Source organism: Rhodococcus sp. 14-2470-1a (assembly GCF_002259425.1).
Classification (GTDB): domain Bacteria; phylum Actinomycetota; class Actinomycetes; order Mycobacteriales; family Mycobacteriaceae; genus Rhodococcoides; species Rhodococcoides fascians_E.
In genome coordinates, this window is record NZ_NPFZ01000031.1 from 125,222 (window position 1) to 146,325 (window position 21,104).

At 64.9% G+C, this 21,104-nt stretch carries 16 protein-coding genes; 6 read left to right on the top strand and 10 right to left on the bottom strand.

Going from position 1 to position 21,104, the window contains the following annotated elements; all coding sequences use genetic code 11:
* Positions 1–6: 6 nt before the first annotated feature.
* Positions 7–249: a hypothetical protein gene (locus CH292_RS20365; RefSeq protein WP_037180741.1), complete on the bottom strand. Its 243-nt coding sequence runs from the start codon at positions 247–249 to the stop codon at positions 7–9.
* 139 nt (positions 250–388) lie between these two features.
* Between CH292_RS20365 and CH292_RS20370 the strand changes: the two genes are divergently transcribed.
* The 3 genes from CH292_RS20370 to ilvA are packed head-to-tail and all read left to right on the top strand — an operon-like array spanning position 389 to position 4,020.
* Positions 389–823, top strand: a complete 435-nt coding sequence (locus CH292_RS20370; RefSeq protein ID WP_019665899.1) for a nitroreductase family deazaflavin-dependent oxidoreductase — start codon at positions 389–391, stop codon at positions 821–823.
* Positions 824–839: 16 nt separating this feature from the next.
* Positions 840–2,615 (top strand): pyruvate dehydrogenase, encoded by a 1,776-nt coding sequence (locus tag CH292_RS20375; RefSeq protein WP_094655579.1) that lies wholly within the window; start codon positions 840–842, stop codon positions 2,613–2,615.
* 43 nt (positions 2,616–2,658) lie between these two features.
* The gene (ilvA, locus tag CH292_RS20380; RefSeq protein WP_019665897.1) at positions 2,659–4,020 is read left to right on the top strand and encodes a threonine ammonia-lyase IlvA; all 1,362 of its coding nucleotides are present in this window, start codon (positions 2,659–2,661) and stop codon (positions 4,018–4,020) included.
* Here ilvA and CH292_RS20385 read toward each other — a convergent pair.
* Positions 4,008–4,544 carry a TetR/AcrR family transcriptional regulator gene (locus CH292_RS20385; protein WP_019665896.1) on the bottom strand — a complete coding sequence of 179 codons (537 nt, stop codon included), beginning with the start codon at positions 4,542–4,544 and terminating at the stop codon, positions 4,008–4,010. The genes ilvA and CH292_RS20385 overlap by 13 nt on opposite strands.
* Positions 4,545–4,656: 112 nt before the next feature.
* On the opposite strand from CH292_RS20385, the gene CH292_RS20390 reads away from it, so the two are divergent.
* Positions 4,657–6,180: an MFS transporter gene (locus CH292_RS20390; protein ID WP_019665895.1), complete on the top strand. Its 1,524-nt coding sequence runs from the start codon at positions 4,657–4,659 to the stop codon at positions 6,178–6,180.
* Positions 6,181–6,257: 77 nt separating this feature from the next.
* Here the strand turns inward: CH292_RS20390 and treZ are convergent, their stop codons facing one another.
* From treZ to CH292_RS20415, 5 genes are all read right to left on the bottom strand, one after another.
* Positions 6,258–7,991: a malto-oligosyltrehalose trehalohydrolase gene (gene treZ, locus CH292_RS20395; RefSeq protein WP_094655580.1), complete on the bottom strand. Its 1,734-nt coding sequence runs from the start codon at positions 7,989–7,991 to the stop codon at positions 6,258–6,260.
* Entirely contained in the window at positions 7,988–10,447 is a 2,460-nt protein-coding gene (gene treY, locus CH292_RS20400; protein WP_094655581.1) for a malto-oligosyltrehalose synthase, read from the bottom strand. Before treY ends, treZ begins: the two co-directional genes overlap by 4 nt.
* Positions 10,448–10,452: 5 nt before the next feature.
* Positions 10,453–12,711 (bottom strand): glycogen debranching protein GlgX, encoded by a 2,259-nt coding sequence (gene glgX / locus CH292_RS20405; protein ID WP_094628925.1) that lies wholly within the window; start codon positions 12,709–12,711, stop codon positions 10,453–10,455.
* Between the two features lie 34 nt (positions 12,712–12,745).
* The gene (locus tag CH292_RS20410; RefSeq protein ID WP_020111990.1) at positions 12,746–14,857 is read right to left on the bottom strand and encodes an acyltransferase family protein; all 2,112 of its coding nucleotides are present in this window, start codon (positions 14,855–14,857) and stop codon (positions 12,746–12,748) included.
* Positions 14,858–14,948: 91 nt separating this feature from the next.
* Entirely contained in the window at positions 14,949–15,401 is a 453-nt protein-coding gene (locus CH292_RS20415) for a MarR family winged helix-turn-helix transcriptional regulator (protein WP_094655582.1), read from the bottom strand.
* A gap of 144 nt (positions 15,402–15,545) precedes the next feature.
* Between CH292_RS20415 and CH292_RS20420 the strand changes: the two genes are divergently transcribed.
* Entirely contained in the window at positions 15,546–16,709 is a 1,164-nt protein-coding gene (locus tag CH292_RS20420; protein ID WP_094655583.1) for an MFS transporter, read from the top strand.
* Positions 16,710–16,879: 170 nt separating this feature from the next.
* Here the strand turns inward: CH292_RS20420 and msrA are convergent, their stop codons facing one another.
* Complete coding sequence (gene msrA / locus CH292_RS20425) at positions 16,880–17,398, bottom strand: peptide-methionine (S)-S-oxide reductase MsrA (protein WP_037141930.1); 519 nt, start codon at positions 17,396–17,398, stop codon at positions 16,880–16,882.
* Entirely contained in the window at positions 17,395–17,919 is a 525-nt protein-coding gene (gene msrB / locus CH292_RS20430) for a peptide-methionine (R)-S-oxide reductase MsrB (protein WP_033188578.1), read from the bottom strand. Before msrB ends, msrA begins: the two co-directional genes overlap by 4 nt.
* A gap of 163 nt (positions 17,920–18,082) precedes the next feature.
* Between msrB and secA2 the strand changes: the two genes are divergently transcribed.
* Complete coding sequence (secA2, locus tag CH292_RS20435; protein ID WP_037141933.1) at positions 18,083–20,389, top strand: accessory Sec system translocase SecA2; 2,307 nt, start codon at positions 18,083–18,085, stop codon at positions 20,387–20,389.
* Here the strand turns inward: secA2 and CH292_RS20440 are convergent.
* Positions 20,386–20,976, bottom strand: coding sequence for a TetR/AcrR family transcriptional regulator C-terminal domain-containing protein (locus CH292_RS20440; RefSeq protein ID WP_019665885.1), 591 nt, complete (start codon positions 20,974–20,976; stop codon positions 20,386–20,388). The two genes, secA2 and CH292_RS20440, sit on opposite strands and share 4 nt — an antisense overlap.
* Positions 20,977–21,104 lie beyond the last annotated feature (128 nt).

A 21,104-nucleotide genomic window follows, 5' to 3' on the forward strand; every position in this document is an offset into this window, starting at 1 on the left:
TGAACGCTATCGGCGGACGGTCGCGCGGCGTTCGGCGAACAGCAGCGTCCACCACGTAACGACGGTGGCCGCAGCACTGGTCAGTACTGCCACCTGCAGCGACGTGGTGAATGCCAGAGCGCCGAGAAACACGAGGGCTCCGAGCACGAGCGCCTCGACCTTGTAGACCGGCCAGGCGGTCCCAGCGATGTCGACGGTATCGACATGAGTGCGCCGACGCGGGGTGGTGCTGGGAAGTGCGTAGGTCATGACGCTGACTCCTTCGGCAGTGCTGTTCTCCTACGTCAGGGTATACGCACAGAAGGATTCGGTCCACCGAACTTCTCTGTTCGATGTGCGTGTGCACGGTCGGTGGCGCGCCAGGCGGTACAGGTGTTGACTCGAGTGCATGCCATTGACAGGAGAGTACGAACCCAGCACATCCGATTGGGCACGCGAGCAGGCCGAACTGCTCGAAGGGTCCGGCGGTACCGAGGGCACCACGATGAACGGAATGCCAGTCATCTTGCTGACGACGCGCGGCAACAAGTCCGGCAAGCTGAGAAAGACGCCGCTGATGCGCGTCGAGCACAACGGGGAGTACGCGGCCGTCGCCTCGCTGGGCGGCGCGCCGAAGAACCCGGTCTGGTACTACAACGTGAAGGCCGAGCCGCTCGTGGAGTTGCAGGACGGAACCGATCGTGCCGACTACATCGCCCGTGAAGTGACGGGGGAGGAGAAGGCCGTGTGGTGGGAACGCGCCGTCCAGGCGTACCCCGATTACGCGGATTACCAGACGAAGACCGACCGCGAGATTCCCGTGTTCGTACTGTCGAGAGCATAGAAGGAGCCCGAAGAAATTGAGTACCGAGACTGTCGCCGATCAGATCGTCGGCCAACTGATCGAAGCCGGTGTCCAACGCATCTACGGAATTGTCGGCGACAGTCTCAACCCGATCGTCGACTCGGTACGACGCAGTGGCGGTTCGAAGGCCGGGGGCATCGACTGGATTCACGTTCGCCACGAGGAAGCCGCCGCCTTCGCCGCTGCCGCCGAGGCGCAGTTGAGCGGCAAGCTCGCAGTCTGTGCCGGTTCGTGCGGGCCGGGCAACCTGCACCTCATCAACGGCTTGTACGACGCGAACCGATCGGGCGCGCCGGTGCTGGCCATCGCGTCGCACATTCCCAGCGTGCAGATCGGCTCCGGATTCTTCCAGGAGACGCATCCGGACCGGTTGTTCGTGGAGTGTTCGGTGTACGCGGAGTTGGTCAGTACGCCCGAACAGGCTCCGCGAGTGGTCCACTCGGCGCTGCAGCATGCCGTCGGCAGGTCGGGCGTCGCGGTGGTGACGTTGCCCGGGGACATCGCGGACGAACCTGCGGCGCGCTCGGCGCCCGCGTACGTCCGCACCGGCAGGCCAGCGCTGGTGCCTGCGGACGAGGATGTTCGAGCGCTGGCCGGCGCCATCGACGAAGCCGACACGGTCGCGATCTTCGCCGGAGCGGGTGTCCGGGACGCGCGGCCCGAGTTGCTCGAACTCGCCGAGAAGGTGGGTGCTCCGATGGGGCACTCGTTGCGCGGTAAGGAGTTCGTTCAGTACGACAACCCCTTCGACATCGGGATGACCGGACTTCTGGGGTACGGGGCTGCTCACGACGGTATTCACGACGCGGATCTGCTGATCCTGATCGGCACCGACTTCCCGTACGACCAGTTCCTGCCGGACGAGGTACGCACCGCCCAGATCGATAGCGCCGCCGAGAACCTCGGACGCCGAACCAGCGTGGATCTGGCCGTGCACGGCGACGCGAAGAGCACGTTGGCCGCGTTGCTTCCGCTGGTGCAGCGCAAGGACGACCGTGGGTTCCTGGACCGTACGCTGGAGCGTCACCGCAAGCTGATGACGAAGGTCGTGGGCGCGTACACCAAGCCGGTGGGGCAACGCACTCCCATACACCCGGAATACGCGGCGTCCATCCTCGACGACCTCGCGGCGGCCGACGCGATCTTCACCGCCGACACCGGCATGTGCAACGTCTGGACCGCCCGCTACCTGAACCCGAACGGTCAGCGGCGCTTCATCTCTTCGGCGTTGCACGGATCGATGGCCAACGCTCTACCGCACGCGATCGGTGCGCAGGTGGCGTTCCCGACGCGCCAGGTCGTGTCGGTGTCGGGCGACGGCGGATTGTCGATGTTGCTGGGCGAACTGGTGACGGTGGCGATGTACAAGTTGCCGGTCAAGATCGTCGTGTTCGACAACTCGACGCTCGGCATGGTGAAGCTCGAGATGCTCGTCGACGGTATCCCGGACTTCGGCGTCGACGTGCCTGCGGTCGACTACGCAGCGGTCGCGGCAGCGCTGGGGATCTTCTCCAAGAGGATCGTCGAGCCGGGTGATCTGGAAGCAGGCCTTCGCGCTGCGCTCGAACACGACGGCCCCGCCCTGGTGGACATCGTCACCGACCCGAATGCGTTGTCTCTGCCCCCGACCATCACCGGCCAACAGGTCAAGGGGTTCGCTCTCGCGATGTCGAGGATGGTGATGAACGGAGGCGTCGGGGAAGCCGTGCAGATGGCGAAGTCGAATCTCCGGAACGTGCCGTTGCCGTCTCAGTTCTCGCCGCGAGGCTAGTCCCGATTGGTCGAGCACCCGCCGCTGGTGGCAGCATAGGTGGGTGTCCAACTCGCCTGACGTCTTCGCGCCCAGCACCGGTTCGTTCGCAGTGACTGCGGATGACATCGACATCGCTGCGCAGCGTATTGCGAAGGTCGTGGCCACGACGCCGTTGCAGTACTGCGAGCGGCTGTCCCGGGAGACCGGTGCCGTCGTCTACCTCAAGCGCGAGGATCAGCAGATCGTCCGGTCCTACAAGATCCGCGGTGCCTACAACCTGATGGCCCAGCTCACACCCGAGGAGCTCGCAGTCGGTGTCGTGACGGCGAGTGCAGGCAACCACGCGCAGGGTGTCGCGTTCGCATGCCGGGCGATGCAGGTGCGCGGCCGAATCTACGTGCCCGCCAACACGCCCAAGCAGAAGCGGGACCGCATTCGAGTGCACGGCGGCGATTTCGTCGAGTTGATCGTCACCGGTGACACGTTCGACGCCGCCGCGGCAGCGGCCGCCGAGGATGTCGTGCGCACCGGAGCGACCATGGTTCCTCCCTTCGACGACGAGCGGACAGTGGCCGGGCAGGGCACGATCGCCGCGGAAATCGTCGAGCAACTGGGTTCTGCACCGGACACCGTCGTCATGCCGGTCGGCGGCGGGGGATGCATTGCCGGAATCTCGACCTATCTGCGTGAACGCGCACCGGGTACGGCGCTCGTCGGCGTCGAGCCGTCGGGTGCGGCGTCGATGACGGCGGCGTTGGTGGCCGGGGGTCCGGTGACGTTGTCCGACATCGACCCGTTCGTCGACGGCGCTGCCGTGCGCCGGATCGGTGACGTCCCGTTCGAAGCGCTGCGTTCGCTCGGCGCCGAGGTCGTGTCACACGCGTCGTTGCCGCTGGTGGCGATGCCGACGTTCCCGTCGCGCGACGAGGGCGCAGGCCCATTTCTGATGACACAGATCGACGAGGGTGCAATCTGCACGGCGATGCTCGAGCTCTATCAGAACGAGGGCGTGATCGCCGAGCCGGCGGGGGCGCTCAGTGTGGCGGCGTTGACGCAGATCGCGGTGGAGCCGGGGAGCACCGTCGTCTGCCTGATATCGGGCGGCAACAACGACGTCTCGCGGTACGGCGAGATCCTCGAACGGTCACTCGTTCACCTCGGTCTGAAGCATTACTTCCTCGTCGACTTTCCTCAGGAGCCCGGTGCCTTGCGCCGTTTTCTCGACGAAGTCCTGGGGCCCGACGACGACATCACTCTGTTCGAGTACGTGAAGCGGAACAACAGGGAGACGGGCGCTGCGTTGGTCGGCATCGAGCTGGGCGTGGCCAGCGGCCTGAGTGCGCTTCTCGAACGGATGCGGGCCTCCGGGTTGACCGTGGAGCAGCTCGAGCCGGGTTCGCCCGCGTATCGCTACTTGACCTGATCCGACCCGAGCAGGCGCTCGACCACTTTCCGGTGGAGGTCGGCGTCGACGGGCGGAAGTTCGAGCAGGGCGCCGAGGTAGATTCCGTCGCCGACCAGGCGCACGATCTCGGCGTGCACCTCGTCGGGTATCTCGGTGCGCAGGCTCTCGTCCCACAGTCGCATCATGTCGATGACCGCCTGATGGATCTCGCCGGGGTTGCCGTCGACGCTGCGGAGGGCGGCGAGGGTCGATCTGTACAGCGCCACCTCGTGCTCGGCGATGCCCTCGGGCGGTTGCAGGTACCACCGCGCGACGGTGGTACCGCCTCGCTCGGCCTCCGCACGTTGTAGATCGGCCTGCTCGCCGAGGCGTCGAACCATGGCCGCGATCATCGTGTCCTTGGTCTTGAAATGGTAGAGAAGGCCGCCTTTGGAGACGTCTGCCTTGGCTGCGACGCTTTCCAGGGTGACCTTCGTGACTCCTTGATCGAGGAGCATCTCTTCGAGGGCGTCGAGAATGCGATCGCGTGTGTCGGATGCCATGTGCGTCACCCTACCCAATTTCGCTTTACCGGCTGGACGGTTCACTGCTACTCTCGGTCGCTGTACCGGCTGGACGGTTCAGTCGAGGGTGAGAGCATCGAGGAGTGACGAAGTGAAAGACATCAGCGTCGGACCCGCCGCGCAGGCGCAGACCCAGCGGGCGACGCCGAAAGACTGGCTCGGTCTCGTCGTACTGGCGTTCGCGGTTCTCTTGATCGCGGTCGACGGTACGGTCCTGGACCTGGCGCTACCGTTCATCAGCTCGGATCTGTCACCGTCGAGCAACCAACTTCTGTGGATCATCGACGTCTACTCGTTCGTACTGGCCGGGCTGCTCATCACGATGGGCACTCTCGGGGACCGGATCGGACGACGGAAACTCCTGCTCATCGGTGCTGCCGGATTCGGAATCGCGTCCGTCGTCGCGGCATTTGCCACCAGCCCGGAAATGTTGATTGCCGCTCGCGTGCTGCAAGGTGTCTCGGGCGCGACTTTGATGCCGGCCACTCTCGGTCTGATCAGGACGATCTTCACCGATCCCCGCCAACGTGTCATGGCGATCGGTGTGTGGGGCGCAATGGCAGGCGGCGGCGCAGCGGCCGGACCACTGGTCGGCGGATGGTTGCTCGAGCACTTCTGGTGGGGCTCGGTGTTCCTGATCAACATCCCGGTGATGCTCGCGTTGATCGCATTCGGTCCTCTCGTGATACCGGAATCGAAGGATCCGAACCCCGGCACGTTCGACCTGATCAGCTCGGGATTGTCGATGGCCGCTCTGGTTCCGTTGGTCTACGCGGTCAAAGAGACCGCGGCCCACGGCATATCCGCCGTCAACGTCGGCGCGGCACTGGTCGGTGTCGGTGCAGGCGTTCTGTTCGTCCGGCGGCAGAGGCGGCTCGACGACCCGATGATCGACCTACGGCTGTTCTCCAACCCCGCCTTCTCGACGGCGGTGTTCACGAACTTCCTGTCGGTGTTCGCGCTGGCAGGCGTGCTCTTCTTCGGCGCCCAGTATCTTCAGCTCGTGCTGGGCAACAGCCCACTGGAAGCGGGCTTGCTACTGCTGCCAGGCACGGCGTCGAGCATCGTGACGTCTCTGGTGGCCGCGTACCTCGTCCGTATCTGGTCTCCGGCAACGGTGCTCGGCGCAGGACTTGCCGCCGCTGCTGTCGGTGCTGCCGTGCTGTTCGGGCTACGCGTCGACAGCGGCCCGGCACTGTTCATCATCGGCTTCGTTCTCGTCGGCGCGGGCGCGGGCACGGCACTGACGTTGACGTCGGACCTCGTCGTCAGTTCCGTCCGTCCCGAACGCGCCGGTGCGGCGTCCGCCGTGTCGGAAACGGCATACGAGTTGGGGATCGCGCTGGGCGTGGCCGTTCTCGGCACCGTGGTCATGTCCTACTTCCGCCGAGGGCTCGACGTCTCCGGCCTCGATTCCGAGCGCGCGGCGTCCGCCCAAGAGACACTCGGCGGCGCGGCTGCAGTCGCGCGTGACCTCCCGGCGGAGCTGGGAACGGCCCTGACCGAGTCGGCGCATGCAGCGTTCGTTCAGGGCATGCACACGGCGTCGGTGGCGACGGCCGCCGTCATGGCAGCGACCGCCGTCTACGTCGTCCTTCGGCTCCGCCGGAAGTAGAAACAAGCTCGGCTCCGCCGGAAGTAGAAACAAGCTCGGCTCCGCCGGACGTGACAACCGAGCCTCGGCCGCGTTGCTCAGGACGTTTCGAGCACCGCGAACGAGTGACCTGGAACGCGTGTGGCGGAGCCGGTGTCGTTCGACGTCGGCTCCTCCCACGACAGCACGGTGCGACCCCCGACCGGAACGGTCACCGTGGAATCGGACAGGTTGCACACGACGGCAAGCGATCCACGGTGCAGCACGATCCACTGCTGGTCCTCGTCGTAGTCGACCTTCAGATTCGGAAGCCACGGATCGGTGAGTTCGGGCCGCGCACGCCGCAGCGACAACAGATCCCGGTAGACGGTCAACAGCCGGGCATGATCTCCGGTGCCCAGTTCTGTCCACTCCAACTTGGACCGGAGGAACGTGTCCGGGTCCTGCGGATCCGGGATGTCTTCTTTGTCCCAACCGTGCTCGGCGAACTCGGATTTGCGGCCCTCGGCCGTCGCTTCGCCCAGCTCGGGTTCCGGATGCGAGGTGAAGAACTGGAACGGGGTCGACGCGCCCCATTCCTCGCCCATGAACAACATGGGTGTGTACGGAGAGGTGAGAACCAGTGCGGCTTTCACGGCCAGCTGACCCGGGCTGAGGTAGAAACCGGGCCGGTCACCGACGGCTCGGTTACCCACCTGGTCGTGCGTGGTGGTGTACGTGACGAACGAGCTGGCCGGGACTCGGCGCGTGTCGAGCGGCCTGCCGTGGGTTCGACCCCGAAACGTCGAGTACGTGCCGGCGTGGAAGAAGCCCTGGCGCAACGTGTTCGCGAGCCCCTTCAGCGATCCGAAGTCGCCGTAGTACCCCTGACGTTCACCGGAGACAGCAGCGTGGATTGCGTGGTGGATGTCGTCGTCCCACTGCGCGTCGAGCCCGTACCCGCCGCCGGAACGCGCGGTCACCAGCGTGGGATCGTTCAGGTCGCTCTCCGCGATCAGCGTCAGCGGTCGGCCGAGGTGCGCCGAGAGCCGACGGGTGTCGACGGCCAATTCCTCGAGGAGATGGACGGCGGTGTGATCGACGATGGCGTGCACCGCGTCGAGCCGTAATCCATCGATGTGGAACTCGGAGAACCAGCGCAGAGCATTGTCGATTGCGTACCGACGCACCACACCGGACTGAGCTTCCGCGTAGTTGATGGATTGCCCCCAGGTGTTGGCGCCCTGCGTCATGTACGGGCCGAACCGTTCCAGGTAGTTGCCGGACGGACCGAGGTGGTTGTACACCACGTCCAGCACCACCGCGAGGCCGCGAGCATGGCACGCGTCGACGAAGCGCTGCAGACCGTCGGGGCCGCCGTATCCCTCGTGAACGGTGTACCAGAGCACACCGTCGTACCCCCAGTTGTGGGTACCGTTGAATCCGTTCACCGGCATGACCTCGACGAACGTCACGCCGAGGTCCACGAGGTGGTCGAGGCGTTCGATCGCCGCGTCGAACGTACCCTCGGACGTGAACGTTCCGATGTGCAGTTCGTAGATCACCCCACCCGGCAGTTGACGACCGGTCCACGACGAGTCCGTCCAGCCCGACGGATCGAGCGTGTGCAGCTGAGACGGCGCGTGCACGCCGTCCGGCTGGCGCGGCGACCGAGGATCGGGAATCACCGCCGGATCGTCGTCGAGGACGAAACCGTACCGGGCATCGGGGGAGGCGTCGACCTCGGCGTGCCACCAGCCGCCGTCACCTCTGGTCATCGCATGGACGGTGCCGTTCACGTCCACGCGCACCGTGGTGGGGGTCGGAGCCCAAACTTCGAAACAATGGGTCATGCGTCACGTTCTCCTGACGTATCGCTCACGGTGATCTCACGCACGAGCACAGCAACGGGCAAGGACGACAGCAGTGTGTCGGCCTTGACTACGCCGTGGTACTCGTTGTCGGTCAAACGATCTCGCCACCGGCCCGCCGGCAGTGCAATCGTCGTCGACCCCCAGCTGCCCGAATCGAGCCCGAGGGAATGTCGGGTGGCGACGGCGATCACGTCCGCGGCTCCAGCAACGGGGCCACGGGCGAATCCCACGATGTGCGCTGCTGACGAACCTTGCGCGTACACCGGCGCGTACGTTCCGCCGACGAAGCTGTCCGGGCGTTCACGCCTCAGGTGCAGGGACTCGCGGACGACCGCGAACTTGGCCGATCCGGACGAGTCCACCACCGTCGACGACGGAGCGGACAGATGCCGACGTCGAACGTCGTAGTCGATCAACCGACGGTTGTCCGGGTCGACGAGCGAGTCCTCCCAGAGCTCGGTGCCCTGGTACACGTCGGGCACTCCCGGTCCGAGCAGATGGAGCAGTTTCTGGCCGAGTGCGTCACTTCGTCCGTGTGGGTCGAGTCGTGCGACCAGCATGGTCACCGAGTCGGCGACCGAACCGCTCATCACGGAGTCGAGCCACGAATGCACCGATGCCTCGAACGCCTCGTCGACGTCGGTCCATCCCGTACGGGTGCCGGCTTCACGCATGGCCTTCTCCGCGTACGCGTGGATTCGCTCGCGTAGTTCGGCGGAGACGACGCCGTCGGCGGGCCACACTCCGAACAGGTTCTGCCACAGGAACAGTCCGGTCGCACCGTCCGGACTCGGGGCGACCTCCTCCCAATCCGAAATGCACCGCGACCACAGTTCCGGTGTCTGCGACAGCACCCCGATTCGGGCCCGCACGTCCTCGCCGCGTTTGGTGTCGTGAGTGGACAGTGTCGTCATCGCCGCGGGCCACCGAGCCGCTCGCTCCGCATTCGCAAGATGGAACTGAGCGGGGGAGATCCCGAACTCCGCCGGGTCACCGCCGACCTCCTGCAGCGAGATCAACCGAGCGGCGCGGTAGAACAAGCAGTCCTCGACACCCTTCGCCGTGACCGCACCGCACACCTGCTCGAACCGCACCGCCGATTCGCCGTCGGCGATCAGCGCAGCGGTCACCGCATCCAGTGCGTCGACCAGGGCGGGTTCGGCGGCCCCGACGTCGCCGACGACTCGGCCGACCGTCCCGGCCAGCGGCCCGTAGTCCGACCGGTAGTACGGCATCCGGGCCACCACGGCCACGATCGCCGCGGTGATCGACTCGAACGGTGCGTCCGAACCGGACTCGCGCACGACAGCGCGCGCCAGCCGCCTGACCTCCGGAGCCAGATCGCCCTCGGCGACAGCAGTTTTCAAGTCGCGCTCCGCGGCATGCAACCACTGCGCGTCCCCCGGCGCTCCGCCCCGCGAACGAGACAGCTCGGTGAGAGCCTCGGCACCCGACGGATCGACGAAGACACCGCCGAGATCGGCCAGAGCGTCGTATCCGGTGGTTCCGTGCACCGGCAACGCGGGATCCAGTGGCTCGCCGCGCGCCAATATCTTCTCGATCACCAGCCAACGATCGGGGCCGATGAGTTCGCGGAGCTCGGTGAGGTAGCCGGCGGGATCGGCCAATCCGTCGGGGTGGTCCACGCGGAGACCGTCGACCAGCTCGTCGGTGATCCAACTGGCAACCTGGACGTGCGACGCGGTGAACACGTCGAAGTCCTCCTGCCGAAGACCGGCGAGGCCGTTGACGGAGAAGAAACGCCGGTACCCGACGAGAACGGACTTCCAGTCGACGAGGCGATACGCCTGCGCGGCATGGACTGCCTCGGCGTCCTCGGTGCCGACTCCGTCAGGGATGGTGCCGACTCCGTCAGGGATGGTGCCGGGTCCGTCGGAGAGGGTTCCGGCGGCGATGGGGAATCGGTGCTCGTAGTACGCGAGCAACGGCGTGTCTCCGGACCGGTCGATCGTCAGGGCCGCGGTGTCGTCGGCCGATCCGAGGACGGGCAACGCAATCTTTCCGTCGGCTCCGTTCTCCGACGCCCAGTCGATGTCGAAGTACGAGGCGTACTCGGAGGCCTTCCCCTTGGACAGCACGTCCCACCACCACGCGTTCTGCCGCGGATCGTCGACGCCCACGTGATTGGGCACGATGTCGACGATCACGCCCATGCCACGCGAATGCAGTTCAGCGACCAGCGCTTCGAAGCCTTCGCGCCCACCGAGCGGTGCGGACACCGAGGTGGGGTCGATGACGTCGTACCCGTGGGTCGAGCCGTCGGTGGCTTCGAGGATCGGCGACAGGTATGCATGGCTCACGCCGAGATCGTCGAGGTAGTCGACGATCCGGCGGGCGTCGGCGAAGGTGAACCCGTCCCCTCGCAGTTGAAGTCGATACGTACTCGAGGGGATCGGCCGCGGGGCATGGGACACTGGTGTCAGTCCGTCTTTCGTAGAACGAGGAGTGACCGGGCGGCCACCTCGACCGGTGTACCCGCTTCTATGACATTTTCACTCACCCCGGTGAGGATTGCCGTGTTCAGTGCGACCGTCCACTCCTTGGCGTACTCGCCGTCGGGGGTCAGGAACTCGATGGTTTCGTGATGGGCGTTGAAGCACAACAGGAACGAGTCGTCGACGACGCGCTCGCCTCGCTGATTCGGCTCGGGAATGCCTTCGCCGTTCAGGAAGACGGTCAGGCTCTTGCCGAATCCGCTGTCCCAGTCCTCGGGTGTCATCTCCTCACCGGCCGGGGTCAACCAGGCGATGTCGCGGGCCTGCTCGCCGGTGCGAATCGGCCGGCCCTCGAAGAACCTGCGGCGACGGAACACCGGATGGTCGTTGCGCAGCGCGATCGCGTTCTTGGTGAACTCGATCAAGTCCGCGTTGGTCTCGGCGAGCGACCAATCCATCCAGGCCAGTTCCGAATCCTGGCAGTAGACGTTGTTGTTTCCCTGCTGGGTTCGACCTAGTTCGTCACCGTGCGCGATCATCGGCGTGCCCTGACTCAGCAGCAGAGTCGCCATGATGTTGCGGATCTGACGGGCGCGCAGGTCGAGTATCTCGGGGTCGTCGGTCGGGCCTTCGACACCGCAGTTCCACGAACGATTGTGGCTTTCGCCGTCGTTGTTGTCCTCGCCGTTGGCGTCGTTGTGTTTCTCGTTGTAGGACACCAGGTCGTGCAACGTGAACCCGTCGTGCGCGATGACGAAGTTGATACTCGCACCGGGGCGACGACCGGTGGCCTCGTACAGGTCGGAGGATCCGGTGAGTCGTGATGCGAACTCGCCGAGTGTGGCGGGCTCGCCGCGCCAGTAGTCACGGACGGTGTCGCGGTACTTGCCGTTCCACTCCGTCCACAGACCGGGGAAGTTACCGACCTGGTAGCCGCCCTCGCCGACGTCCCACGGCTCGGCGATCAGCTTGACCTGGCTGACGACCGGATCCTGTTGGACCAGATCGAAGAAGGCGCTCAGCCGGTCCACGTCGTGCAGTTCACGAGCCAGCGTCGACGCCAGGTCGAAGCGGAAGCCGTCGACGTGCATCTCGGTGACCCAGTAGCGCAGCGAGTCCATGATGAGTTGCAACGTGTGCGGATGGCGGGCGTTGAGACTGTTACCCGTGCCGGTGTAGTCCATGTAGTGGGCCGAATCGCCGTCGACGAGGCGGTAGTACGCAGCGTTGTCGATTCCCCGGAAGCTGATGGTCGGGCCCATGTGATTGCCCTCGGCGGTGTGGTTGTAGACCACATCGAGAATCACTTCGATACCGGCCGCGTGGAACGCACGGACCATCGCCTTGAACTCGGTCACGGCCGCGCCCGCCGTCGGGTTCGACGAGTAGTCGGCATGGGGCGCGAGGAAGCCGAACGTGTTGTATCCCCAGTAGTTCCGCAGTCCCTTGTCCAGCAGTGTCTGATCCTGCATGAACTGGTGCACGGGCATCAGTTCGATCGCGGTGATGCCCAGATTCAGCAGGTGGTCGATGATCGCCGGGTGGGCGAGCCCTGCGTAGGTTCCGCGCAACGATTCCGGAACGTCGGGGTGCGTGATCGTCATGCCTTTGACGTGCGCCTCGTAGATCACCGTCTCGTGATACGGCCGACGCGGTGCGCGGTCGTTCTGCCAGTCGAAGAACGGATTGATGACCACCGTGGTCATCGTGTGGCCGAGGGAATCGTGCTGCGGAAAATCGTCGCGTGGTGCCTCGTCGTGCGCGATGGGATCCGGCTCGACGACCTCGAGGTCCGGATCCGCCAGATCCTCGTCGTCCTCGTACGGCTTCTCGTCCGGAGCCGCGGCCTCCTCGGTCTCGGGAACGTCGAGGCTGTAGGAGAACAGCGAACGGTCACCGTCGAAGTCACCCTCGAACGCTTTGCCGTACGGGTCCAGAAGCAGCTTGCTCGGATCACAACGATGACCCGACGCCGGATCCCACGGACCGTGTACTCGGTAACCGTACTTCTGGCCGGGGATCACCGACGGAAGGTACGCGTGCCAGACGTAGCCGTCCGACTCCTCGAAACGGATACGAGTCTCGGTGCCGTCGTCGGCGATGAGGCACAGATCCACGGCTTCGGCAACCTCGGAGAACAGCGCGAAATTGGTACCGACACCGTCGTAGGTGGCTCCCAGCGGATACGCGGACCCGGGCCAGACTTCGATCGCGGGTGATTCGTTGGGTGCTTCGACAGACATGAAGGAAACCCTACTGTGGCCGGATCGAACCGGCTCACCACCAACCCGTCGCCGACGCCATCTGCCGCCCCAACTCGCTGGTCAGAGTGCGTACGTAGGTAGCGGTGAGGTGATGTTCGTCGCGGTAGATCAGTACGTTGCCCTCGATGACACGGCAGACCGGACCGTCGCACAGAGCGTTCGAGAGATCCAGGGGGTACACCGTCGGAAGCCGGAAGGATGCCGCGAGAGCTGGGTTGATCGGCCCGAGTGCGTTGCCTCGCTCCATGCCACACGATGTCGCGTTGCCGCCGTCGGCCAGGCAATCGATGGCCCGGTACGCGATGCCGTCACGTTCGAGCCACGGATTGTCGCGGATACCGAGGACGGGGATGCCGTAGGCCGACAGCTCGTTCCATACCTGCACGTACCAGTCGGGGGTGACGTCGCCCGGGCCGTCGTCCCTCGGCCGCGTCGCGGTGGTGAACACGTAATCGGGTCGTATCTGCGCGAGATCGGACAGTACCGTCTCGGTCCAGTCCAGGCAGTCGGGGTATTCGCTGTCGCCGAGCATGGGCATCGTGCCGAGGGTGAGTGGGCAGCCCATCTTGAGATAGGTCACGACGCGGAACCCGTGTTCGCGGCCGAGTAGATCCAGTGCGGTGATCCAGTGCTCCGCGTGGGAGCTACCGGCAAGTGCGATGGTCCGGTTCGCGGTCGTGTCGCCGTACTCGCAGCTGATCGCATCACGCGTCTCGAAGTCCGCGATGCAGCCTTCGACGGTGGTGATCGGCAGATCTTCCGGTGCCGAGAACAGCGCGGGACTGACCGGTGCGTCCTCGGCGACGATGCCGTCGGTGAGTTCGAGAGCGCCCGGATGAGTGATCGGGTCGACGGTGTCGTTGGCCTGCAGGTCCGCGACCGATCTCTGGATGTAGTAGTTCCATCCGGCGGAACCGGCCACGAGTGCGAGGGCAAGGACCGCAGCGGTGCCCGTCACCGCGAGGCGTGGAATGGATCGGGCGGGCGCCTGCACCGGCTTCTCGACGAGGCGAACGGTCAGCATCGCCAGAAGCACGGACGCTCCGATGATGCACGCGCCGGTGAGCAGGTCCGCGGTCTGTTCGCCCGTGTACGCGAGGGTGAAGATCAGAATCGGCCAGTGCCAGAGATACAGAGGAAAGGCTATCGAGCCGAGCCACAGCCCGAATCGCGTGCTGAGCAGCGCTGCGACAGGCGTGTCGGGTCCCGCGAGCACCAACGCGAGTGTCGCGAGTACGGGAAACAGTGCCCAGGGGCCCGGGAACTCCTGCACACCGTCGAAGATGAATCCGCACGCGACGATCGCGGTCAACCCGGCCGCCGCCAGTGCCGTGCGGGCTGTCTTCGACGGCCACGATGCATCGGCCCCGTCGTGCACGGGTGGTTTCGCGGCGTACATCGCTGCGACGGCCGCCCCCAGCAGGATCTCCCACAGTCGAGCGCCGGTGTCGTAGTAATTCCAGGATTGGAGCCGCGACGTACCGTCTGCGGCGTAGACGAAGGACAGCAGTGCCGCGCCGACGAACAGCACCAGGTAGACACGAGGATCGGGGCTGGGTCGCGATGCTCCGCGTGACTTGCGAAGAATCCAGGAGAGCCCGAAGACGACGGCGATGGCGATCAGATAGAACTGGAATTGGACCGCAACGGACCACAGGTGTTGGACCGGGCTGACCGTCGGGTCCGCCGCCAAGTAGTCCTGTGAGGTCCACGCCAACTCCCAGTTGGCGAAGAAGAAGACGCCCGAGACCAGCTGATTTCCGATGTCGACCCATCGCGTGCGCGGGAGCAGAACGATCGTTGCGACGGCCACACCGGTCAGGACGAGCACGAGCGGGGGGCCGAGCCTGCGCAGGATGCGGGCGACTCGACGGAACGGATCGATCGATCCACCCGCGCGGGCGGTGCGAATCAGCGAGGCCGTGAAGAAGAAGCCCGTCAAGGTCAGGAAGACGTCGACACCGCCGGAGACGCGTCCCATCCAGATGTGGAAGACGACGACCAGAGCGATCGCGACGCCGCGTAGACCGTTGAGATCCTGCCGCACTGCCGGTCGTGCGTCGGCCGCCCGAACCGGGGGAGCAGCGGGCACGGAAGTGCCGGCAGGTTGGTACTGGGCGTGCATAAGAGGGTGAAAGCTCCGACGGTCGACGAGTACGGGGACGCAGTGCAGTTCTCGAGGCAAACGATACTGTGCCTGAACCCCGGGTGAACAATCAGCCAGCGGCTGCGGGCAATCGGTGGATCGCGTCGACGAGTGATGCCAACTCGGGAATCTGCTCGGCCGACGACAGTGAGCTTTCCAGAACCTCGTCGTGCGTGGGGCGTGCTCGTTCCAACAGCGCTCGGCCGTCGGTGGTCAGTTCCGTGTAGATGCCTCGACGGTCGTCCTTGCACAGCACTCGTGTGAGGATGCCTCGATCTTCGAGTCGATTGACCAATCGAGTGGTGGCGCTGCTGCTCAAAGCCGTTGCACGTGCCAGTTGCTGCATCCGCATATGCCACCCGTCTTGCCGACCGAGCGCGTCGAGGACTGCGTACTCGACCACCGAGAGTGTGTGCTCGGCCTGCAGTGCGCGTTCGAGTTCGGCCTCGATGTGCGCGTGGAGCGCTGCGAGTGTTCGCCATCCCTGGGCGCGGATGAGGGATGAATCGTCGGCGATTCCCACTGTGTCCTCCTCGAAGCCTGTCGAAAGTTCAGTCGGAGCTTAGCAGCTTGCGCAGTTATAAGGCGTGTGCAACTATTTATGACGCGTCTGCAACTGAGTGCACGCGCTGGCTATCGGCGAACGCATCGATCTAGGAGAAACTGCATGCCGCTCGGACTGCTCGCACTCGCCATCGGAGGGTTCGGTATCGGACTCACCGAGTTCGTGATCATGGGGCTACTGCCGGAAGTCGCCGCGGACTTCGGAGTCACCGAGGCCGTGGCGGGCTGGCTCATCACCGGCTACGCGCTCAGCGTCGTCGTGGGGGCCCTCGTGGTGACGGCACTCGTCACCCGGTTTCCGCGCAAGAACGTTCTGGTCGCATTGATGGGACTGTTCATCGCGGGCAACCTTCTGTCCGCGATCGCCGGATCGTACGAGGCCATGATGCTCGGCCGTGTCGTGGCAGCACTGTGTCACGGTGCATTCTTCGGAATCGGAGCCGTGGTCGCAGCAAGTCTCGTCGAGCCCGCGAAGAAGGCAGGCGCGATCGCGATGATGTTCGCCGGTCTGACCGCAGCCAACGTTCTGGGAGTACCGTTCGGAACCCTGCTGGGTCAGACCTACGGCTGGCGTTCGACATTCTGGGCCATCACCGTCATCGGGGTTGTGGCGTTGGTCGGCACCATCACTCTCGTCCCGGCGAAGACGGACTCCGAGACTCCAGGGCATCTGCGGTCCGAGCTGCGTGCGTTCGGACGCCTACAGGTGTGGCTCTCGATCGCGATCACGATCCTCGGTTACGGCGGTATGTTCGGGGCATTCACGTACATTGCCTTCACACTCACCGAGGTCAGCGGGTTCACCTCCGGCTCGGTGCCGTGGTTGCTGATTCTGTTCGGCGTCGGACTGTTCATCGGCAACTACCTCGGTGGCAGGGCCGCGGATCGTAACCTCACCGCGACGTTGCTGACGTTGCTCGCAGCGCTGACCGCTGTGCTGGTGTTCTTCGCGTTCTCCGCGGAAAGCCAGATCGCAACCGTGGTGTCCCTGTTCCTGATGGGCGTGTTGGGCTTCGCCACGGTCCCCGGCCTACAGATGCGCGTGATGGCCTTCGCCGACGACGCACCGACCATGGCGTCGGGAGCCAACATCGCGGCCTTCAATCTCGGGAATGCTCTCGGTGCATGGATCGGCGGAGTGACGATCACTGCAGGGCTGGGATACACCTCGCCGATCTGGGCGGGCGCGGTCATCACCGTGGCCGCTGTGGTCGTGCTCGTGGTGGCCACCCGACTGCAGCATCAGCGCTCGATGGTTCGGATCTGATTCGACGCCCCACCCTGACGGCAATGGTCCCGAGCATAACGCTCGGGACCATTGCCGTTCAGGAACATTGCCGTTCAGGAACATTGACGTTCAGGAACATTGACGTTCAGGAACATTGCCGTTCAAGAACACTGCCGTTCGGGACCACGGTCAGTTCGTTCGGCCTTCGTTCAGCTGACGGCGTCCGCTCGATGCGGCAGTTTCCAGCCCGGGCGAACGAAGTGGCAGGTGTAGCCCGTCGGGTAGTTCTGCAGGTAGTCCTGGTGCTCGGGTTCTGCTTCCCAGAACGGGCCTGCCGGCTCGACCTCGGTGACGACCTTGCCCGGCCACAAGCCGGAAGCGTCGACGTCCGCAATGGTGTCCAACGCGACTCGCTTCTGCTCGTCGGACGTGTAGTAGATCGCCGAGCGGTAGCTCAGTCCGACGTCGTTGCCCTGGCGGTTCTTCGTCGACGGATCGTGTATCTGGAAGAAGAACTCCAGCAGGTCGCGGTACGAGATCAGACTCGGATCGAACACGATCTCGACGGCTTCGGCGTGCGTGCCGTGATTACGGTACGTCGCGTTGTCCACGTCGCCGCCGGAGTAACCGACCCGAGTCGACAGAACGCCCGGTCGGTGCCTGATAAGTTCCTGGGCTCCCCAGAAGCAGCCTCCGGCGAGAATGGCGGTCTCGGTGGTTGTACTCACTGCTGCGCTCCTTCGTCTGGCGTCGATACTGTGTCCGACTGTGCGTCGTCCGACTGTGTGTTGTCCGACTGTGTCGTCGTGTCGAACTGTGCGCGGTATTCACCGTAGCCCTCGGCTTCGAGGCGATCCACCGGCACGAACCGGAGGGCAGCGGAGTTCATGCAGTAGCGAAGGCCGCCCTGGTCCTTCGGGCCGTCCTTGAACAGGTGGCCAAGGTGCGAGTCGCCACCGGAGGAACGAACTTCCGTGCGGACCATCAGATGGCTGAAGTCGCGCTTCTGCACTACCGATGTCGCGTCGACGGGTTTGGTGAAACTCGGCCATCCCGAGTGGCTCTCGAACTTGTCGAGTGAGGAGAACAACGGTTGCCCGGTCACGACGTCGACGTAGAGGCCCGGCTCGTGGTTGTCCCAGTACTCGTTGTCGAAAGCTCGCTCGGTGCCTTCCTGCTGTGTCACTCGGTATTGCTCGGCCGTCAGATTCTTCAACTGCTCGGAATCCTTGGCATAAGAACGTGTCATCGGTGTCCTTCCTGCTGTCACCGTCGGCCGTCACGGCCACACCATGAGTCAACAACGCTCACCTGTCGATATTCCGGTGCCCGTATCCACGTCGGGTGTTCAGTAGGCTGGCCGCGGCAAGGGCTCACGCCCACCGGCATCCGGCAGTAGGGACGAAACGAAGATGGCATCGGGTACTGATCGGTTCTGGAAGGTTCTGGGGCGCTCCGCGCAGAAGGGCCAGGCCCGGTCACGGTCCAGCGTCGACAACGCAGCCGGACACGCCGAGTGGGCGAAGGGCCTGTCGGACGAAGATCTGAAGGCCGCGGCTGCCGACGCAACTGTGTCGGACGCAGCCAAGCTCGACGTTCCGCGCTACCTCGCACTGGTCCGTGAGGCATCGTCGCGCGCGCTGGAGCTGCAACCGTTCGACGTTCAACTCCTGGCTGCGGTGCGCATGCTCGCAGGCGATGTGGTGGAGATGTCGACGGGCGAAGGCAAGACCTTGTCCGGGGCCCTCGCTGCGATCGGCTACGTGATGGCCGGGCGCCGCGTCCACGTCGTGACCATCAACGATTTTCTGGCTCGACGCGACGCCGAGTGGATGGGGCCGCTGTACGAATTACTGGGCTTCACCGTCGGTTGGATCTCCGAGGGCTCGTCCGCGGCCGAGCGACGAGCTGCATACGCGTGCGACGTCACGTACGCGTCGGTCAACGAGATCGGCTTCGACGTTCTTCGCGATCATCTCGTGGACGACGCCGCCGATCTGGTCACGCCCGCACCCGACGTCGCGCTGATCGACGAGGCGGATTCGGTGTTGGTCGACGAGGCGCTGGTTCCACTCGTGCTCGCCGGTTCGGTGAAGGGCGACGTTCCGTCGGATCGTGTTTTCGACGCCGTGAAGCTTCTGCAGAGTCGAACCGACTTCGACACCGATGCCGACGGTCGCAACGTCTTCCTCACCGATGCCGGTGCGGAGAAACTGGAGAAGGAACTCGGCGACATCGACCTGTACGCGGAGAACCACGTCGGATCCACCCTCGTCGCGGTCAACGTTGCTCTTCATGCCCAGGTTCTCGTCAAGCGCGACGTGCACTACATCGTGCGCGACGGACGGGTGCAGCTGATCAACGCATCTCGCGGACGTGTCGCGGAGTTGCAGCGGTGGCCCGACGGTCTGCAGGCGGCCGTGGAGATCAAGGAAGGCCTGACACCGACCGAGACCGGCGAGATTCTGGACACCATCACCGTCCAGGCCCTGATCGGTCGATACGCCACGGTGTGCGGAATGACCGGCACCGCGCTTGCTGCGGGCGAGCAGCTCAAGAAGTTCTATTCGCTCGGCGTGTCCGTCGTTCCGCCGAATGAACCCAACGTTCGTGTCGACGAAGCCGATCGTGTGTACGACACGTCCGAGAACCGCAATGCCGCCGTCGTCGCGTTCGTCGAACAAGCCCACGAGACAGGCCAACCGATTCTGATCGGTACGCACGACGTCGCCGAGTCCGAGGTCTTCTCCGATCTGCTGGACAGGGCGGGTGTACCCCACGTCGTGCTCAACGCCAAGAACGACGCCGAGGAGGCGGCCGTCGTCGCGCGGGCCGGTGAGCGGTCGGCAGTGACGGTGTCCACTCAGATCGCCGGGCGCGGAACCGATATCAAGCTCGGTGGTCCCTCCGGCGGGGGGAAGGACAAGGACGAGGTCGCCGAACTCGGTGGTCTGCTGGTGGTCGGCACCGGCCGACACACGACCGAACGGCTCGACAACCAGTTGCGGGGCCGAGCCGGGCGGCAAGGCGATCCCGGCCGCTCGGTGTTCTTCTCCAGTTGGGAGGACGAGGTCGTGACGGCGAACCTCGGTCCGAAGGATCAGCCGAAGAAGACCGACGACACCGGACTCGTCACGGCGAACGGTGTGGCGGCGAAGATCGATCATGCGCAACGCATCGCCGAGGGGGCCATGCTCGAAGTGCACTCTCGGACATGGCGTTACAACCAGTTGACGGCGCAGCACCGCGACATTCTGGATCGTCGGCGAGCGTCGTTGCTGACCACCGGCGAGGCGCTCGAACTTCTCGAATCCGCAGCGCCGGATCGAGCGGCCGAACTACGCGAGACGGTGTCGGAGGACGTGTTGACGGTTGCAGCACGCCGCATCGTGCTCTTCCATCTCGATCGGTCGTGGTCCGAGTACCTTGCTCATCTCGCCGACGTGCGCGAAAGCATCCATCTGCGCGCGCTCGGGCGCGAGAATCCGCTCGACGAGTATCACCGGATCGCAGTGGATGCGTTCAGAGAGGTGTCCGACAAGGCGATCGAGCATGCTCGTGCGACGTTCGAGTCGGCCGAGATCACCGAGAACGGCATCGATCTCGGCAAGAGTGGACTTGCCCGACCGTCCTCGACGTGGACCTACATGGTTCACGACAACCCGTTCGCCGGCAACACTGCGAACAGCGCGGGACTCGGCCCGATCTTCGGCGGTTAGGACAGTCGCGCTCGGTCTCCCAGGCGTGCTCGGACGCCGTCGACGAACAGGGTCAGTCCGAAATCGAAACGGCTTGTCGGGTCCGGGCTTTCGAACAGAGGCGATGCGGATTCGGTGAGCGCTCCGGCCGAGTCCATCTGCATGCGTGCCTGTTCGTCGACGGTCTGGCCGAGCACGTAGTAGAGCACTGTGTCCGCGGCCAGTTCGGATTCAGCCCGACGCAATCCGGCCCGTATGCACACCGCTGCAATACGTTCCCGGATGCGGTTGGTGACCAACCGTGACGCGTACGTCGCGGCGACCAACTCCGCACCGTCGCGGTGTGAGAGCAGCGCATTGCGTAGGCGATGGGCCAGTTCTCGGAGTTGGTCGTCCCAGTCGCCGGCGTCCGTCGCGGCGTCGACGTCGGCGAGCAGGGTGTCGGCGATGGCGCCGAGCAGAGTCTGCTTGTCCTTGAAGTGCCAGTACAGCGCGCCCGGCTGCACGTGAAGTGATGTCGCGAGGCGGCGCATCGTGAGATCGCCCAGGCCGTATTCGTCGAGGATCGCAATGGCACCGTCGAGGACGTCGGCTCTGCGCAGTTGCACTCTTCACTCCTTGTCGGTCCGCTCGACTTTGACAGTAATCGACGCCGAGTATAGCTTGAACGCCGTTCAACTTGAACAGTGTTCAAGGCTAAATTCGAGCCGCAGTCGGCGAACCTCAGGAGTTGCTC

Coding starts and splice junctions, on each gene's coding strand:
- CH292_RS20365 (WP_037180741.1), bottom strand. CDS start 249: ATGACCTACGCACTTCCCAGCACCACCCCGCGTCGGCGCACTCATGTC.
- CH292_RS20370 (WP_019665899.1), top strand. CDS start 389: ATGCCATTGACAGGAGAGTACGAACCCAGCACATCCGATTGGGCACGC.
- CH292_RS20385 (WP_019665896.1), bottom strand. CDS start 4,544: ATGGCATCCGACACACGCGATCGCATTCTCGACGCCCTCGAAGAGATG.
- treZ (WP_094655580.1), bottom strand. CDS start 7,991: ATGACCCATTGTTTCGAAGTTTGGGCTCCGACCCCCACCACGGTGCGC.
- glgX (WP_094628925.1), bottom strand. CDS start 12,711: ATGTCTGTCGAAGCACCCAACGAATCACCCGCGATCGAAGTCTGGCCC.
- CH292_RS20410 (WP_020111990.1), bottom strand. CDS start 14,857: ATGCACGCCCAGTACCAACCTGCCGGCACTTCCGTGCCCGCTGCTCCC.
- CH292_RS20420 (WP_094655583.1), top strand. CDS start 15,546: ATGCCGCTCGGACTGCTCGCACTCGCCATCGGAGGGTTCGGTATCGGA.
- msrB (WP_033188578.1), bottom strand. CDS start 17,919: ATGACACGTTCTTATGCCAAGGATTCCGAGCAGTTGAAGAATCTGACG.
- secA2 (WP_037141933.1), top strand. CDS start 18,083: ATGGCATCGGGTACTGATCGGTTCTGGAAGGTTCTGGGGCGCTCCGCG.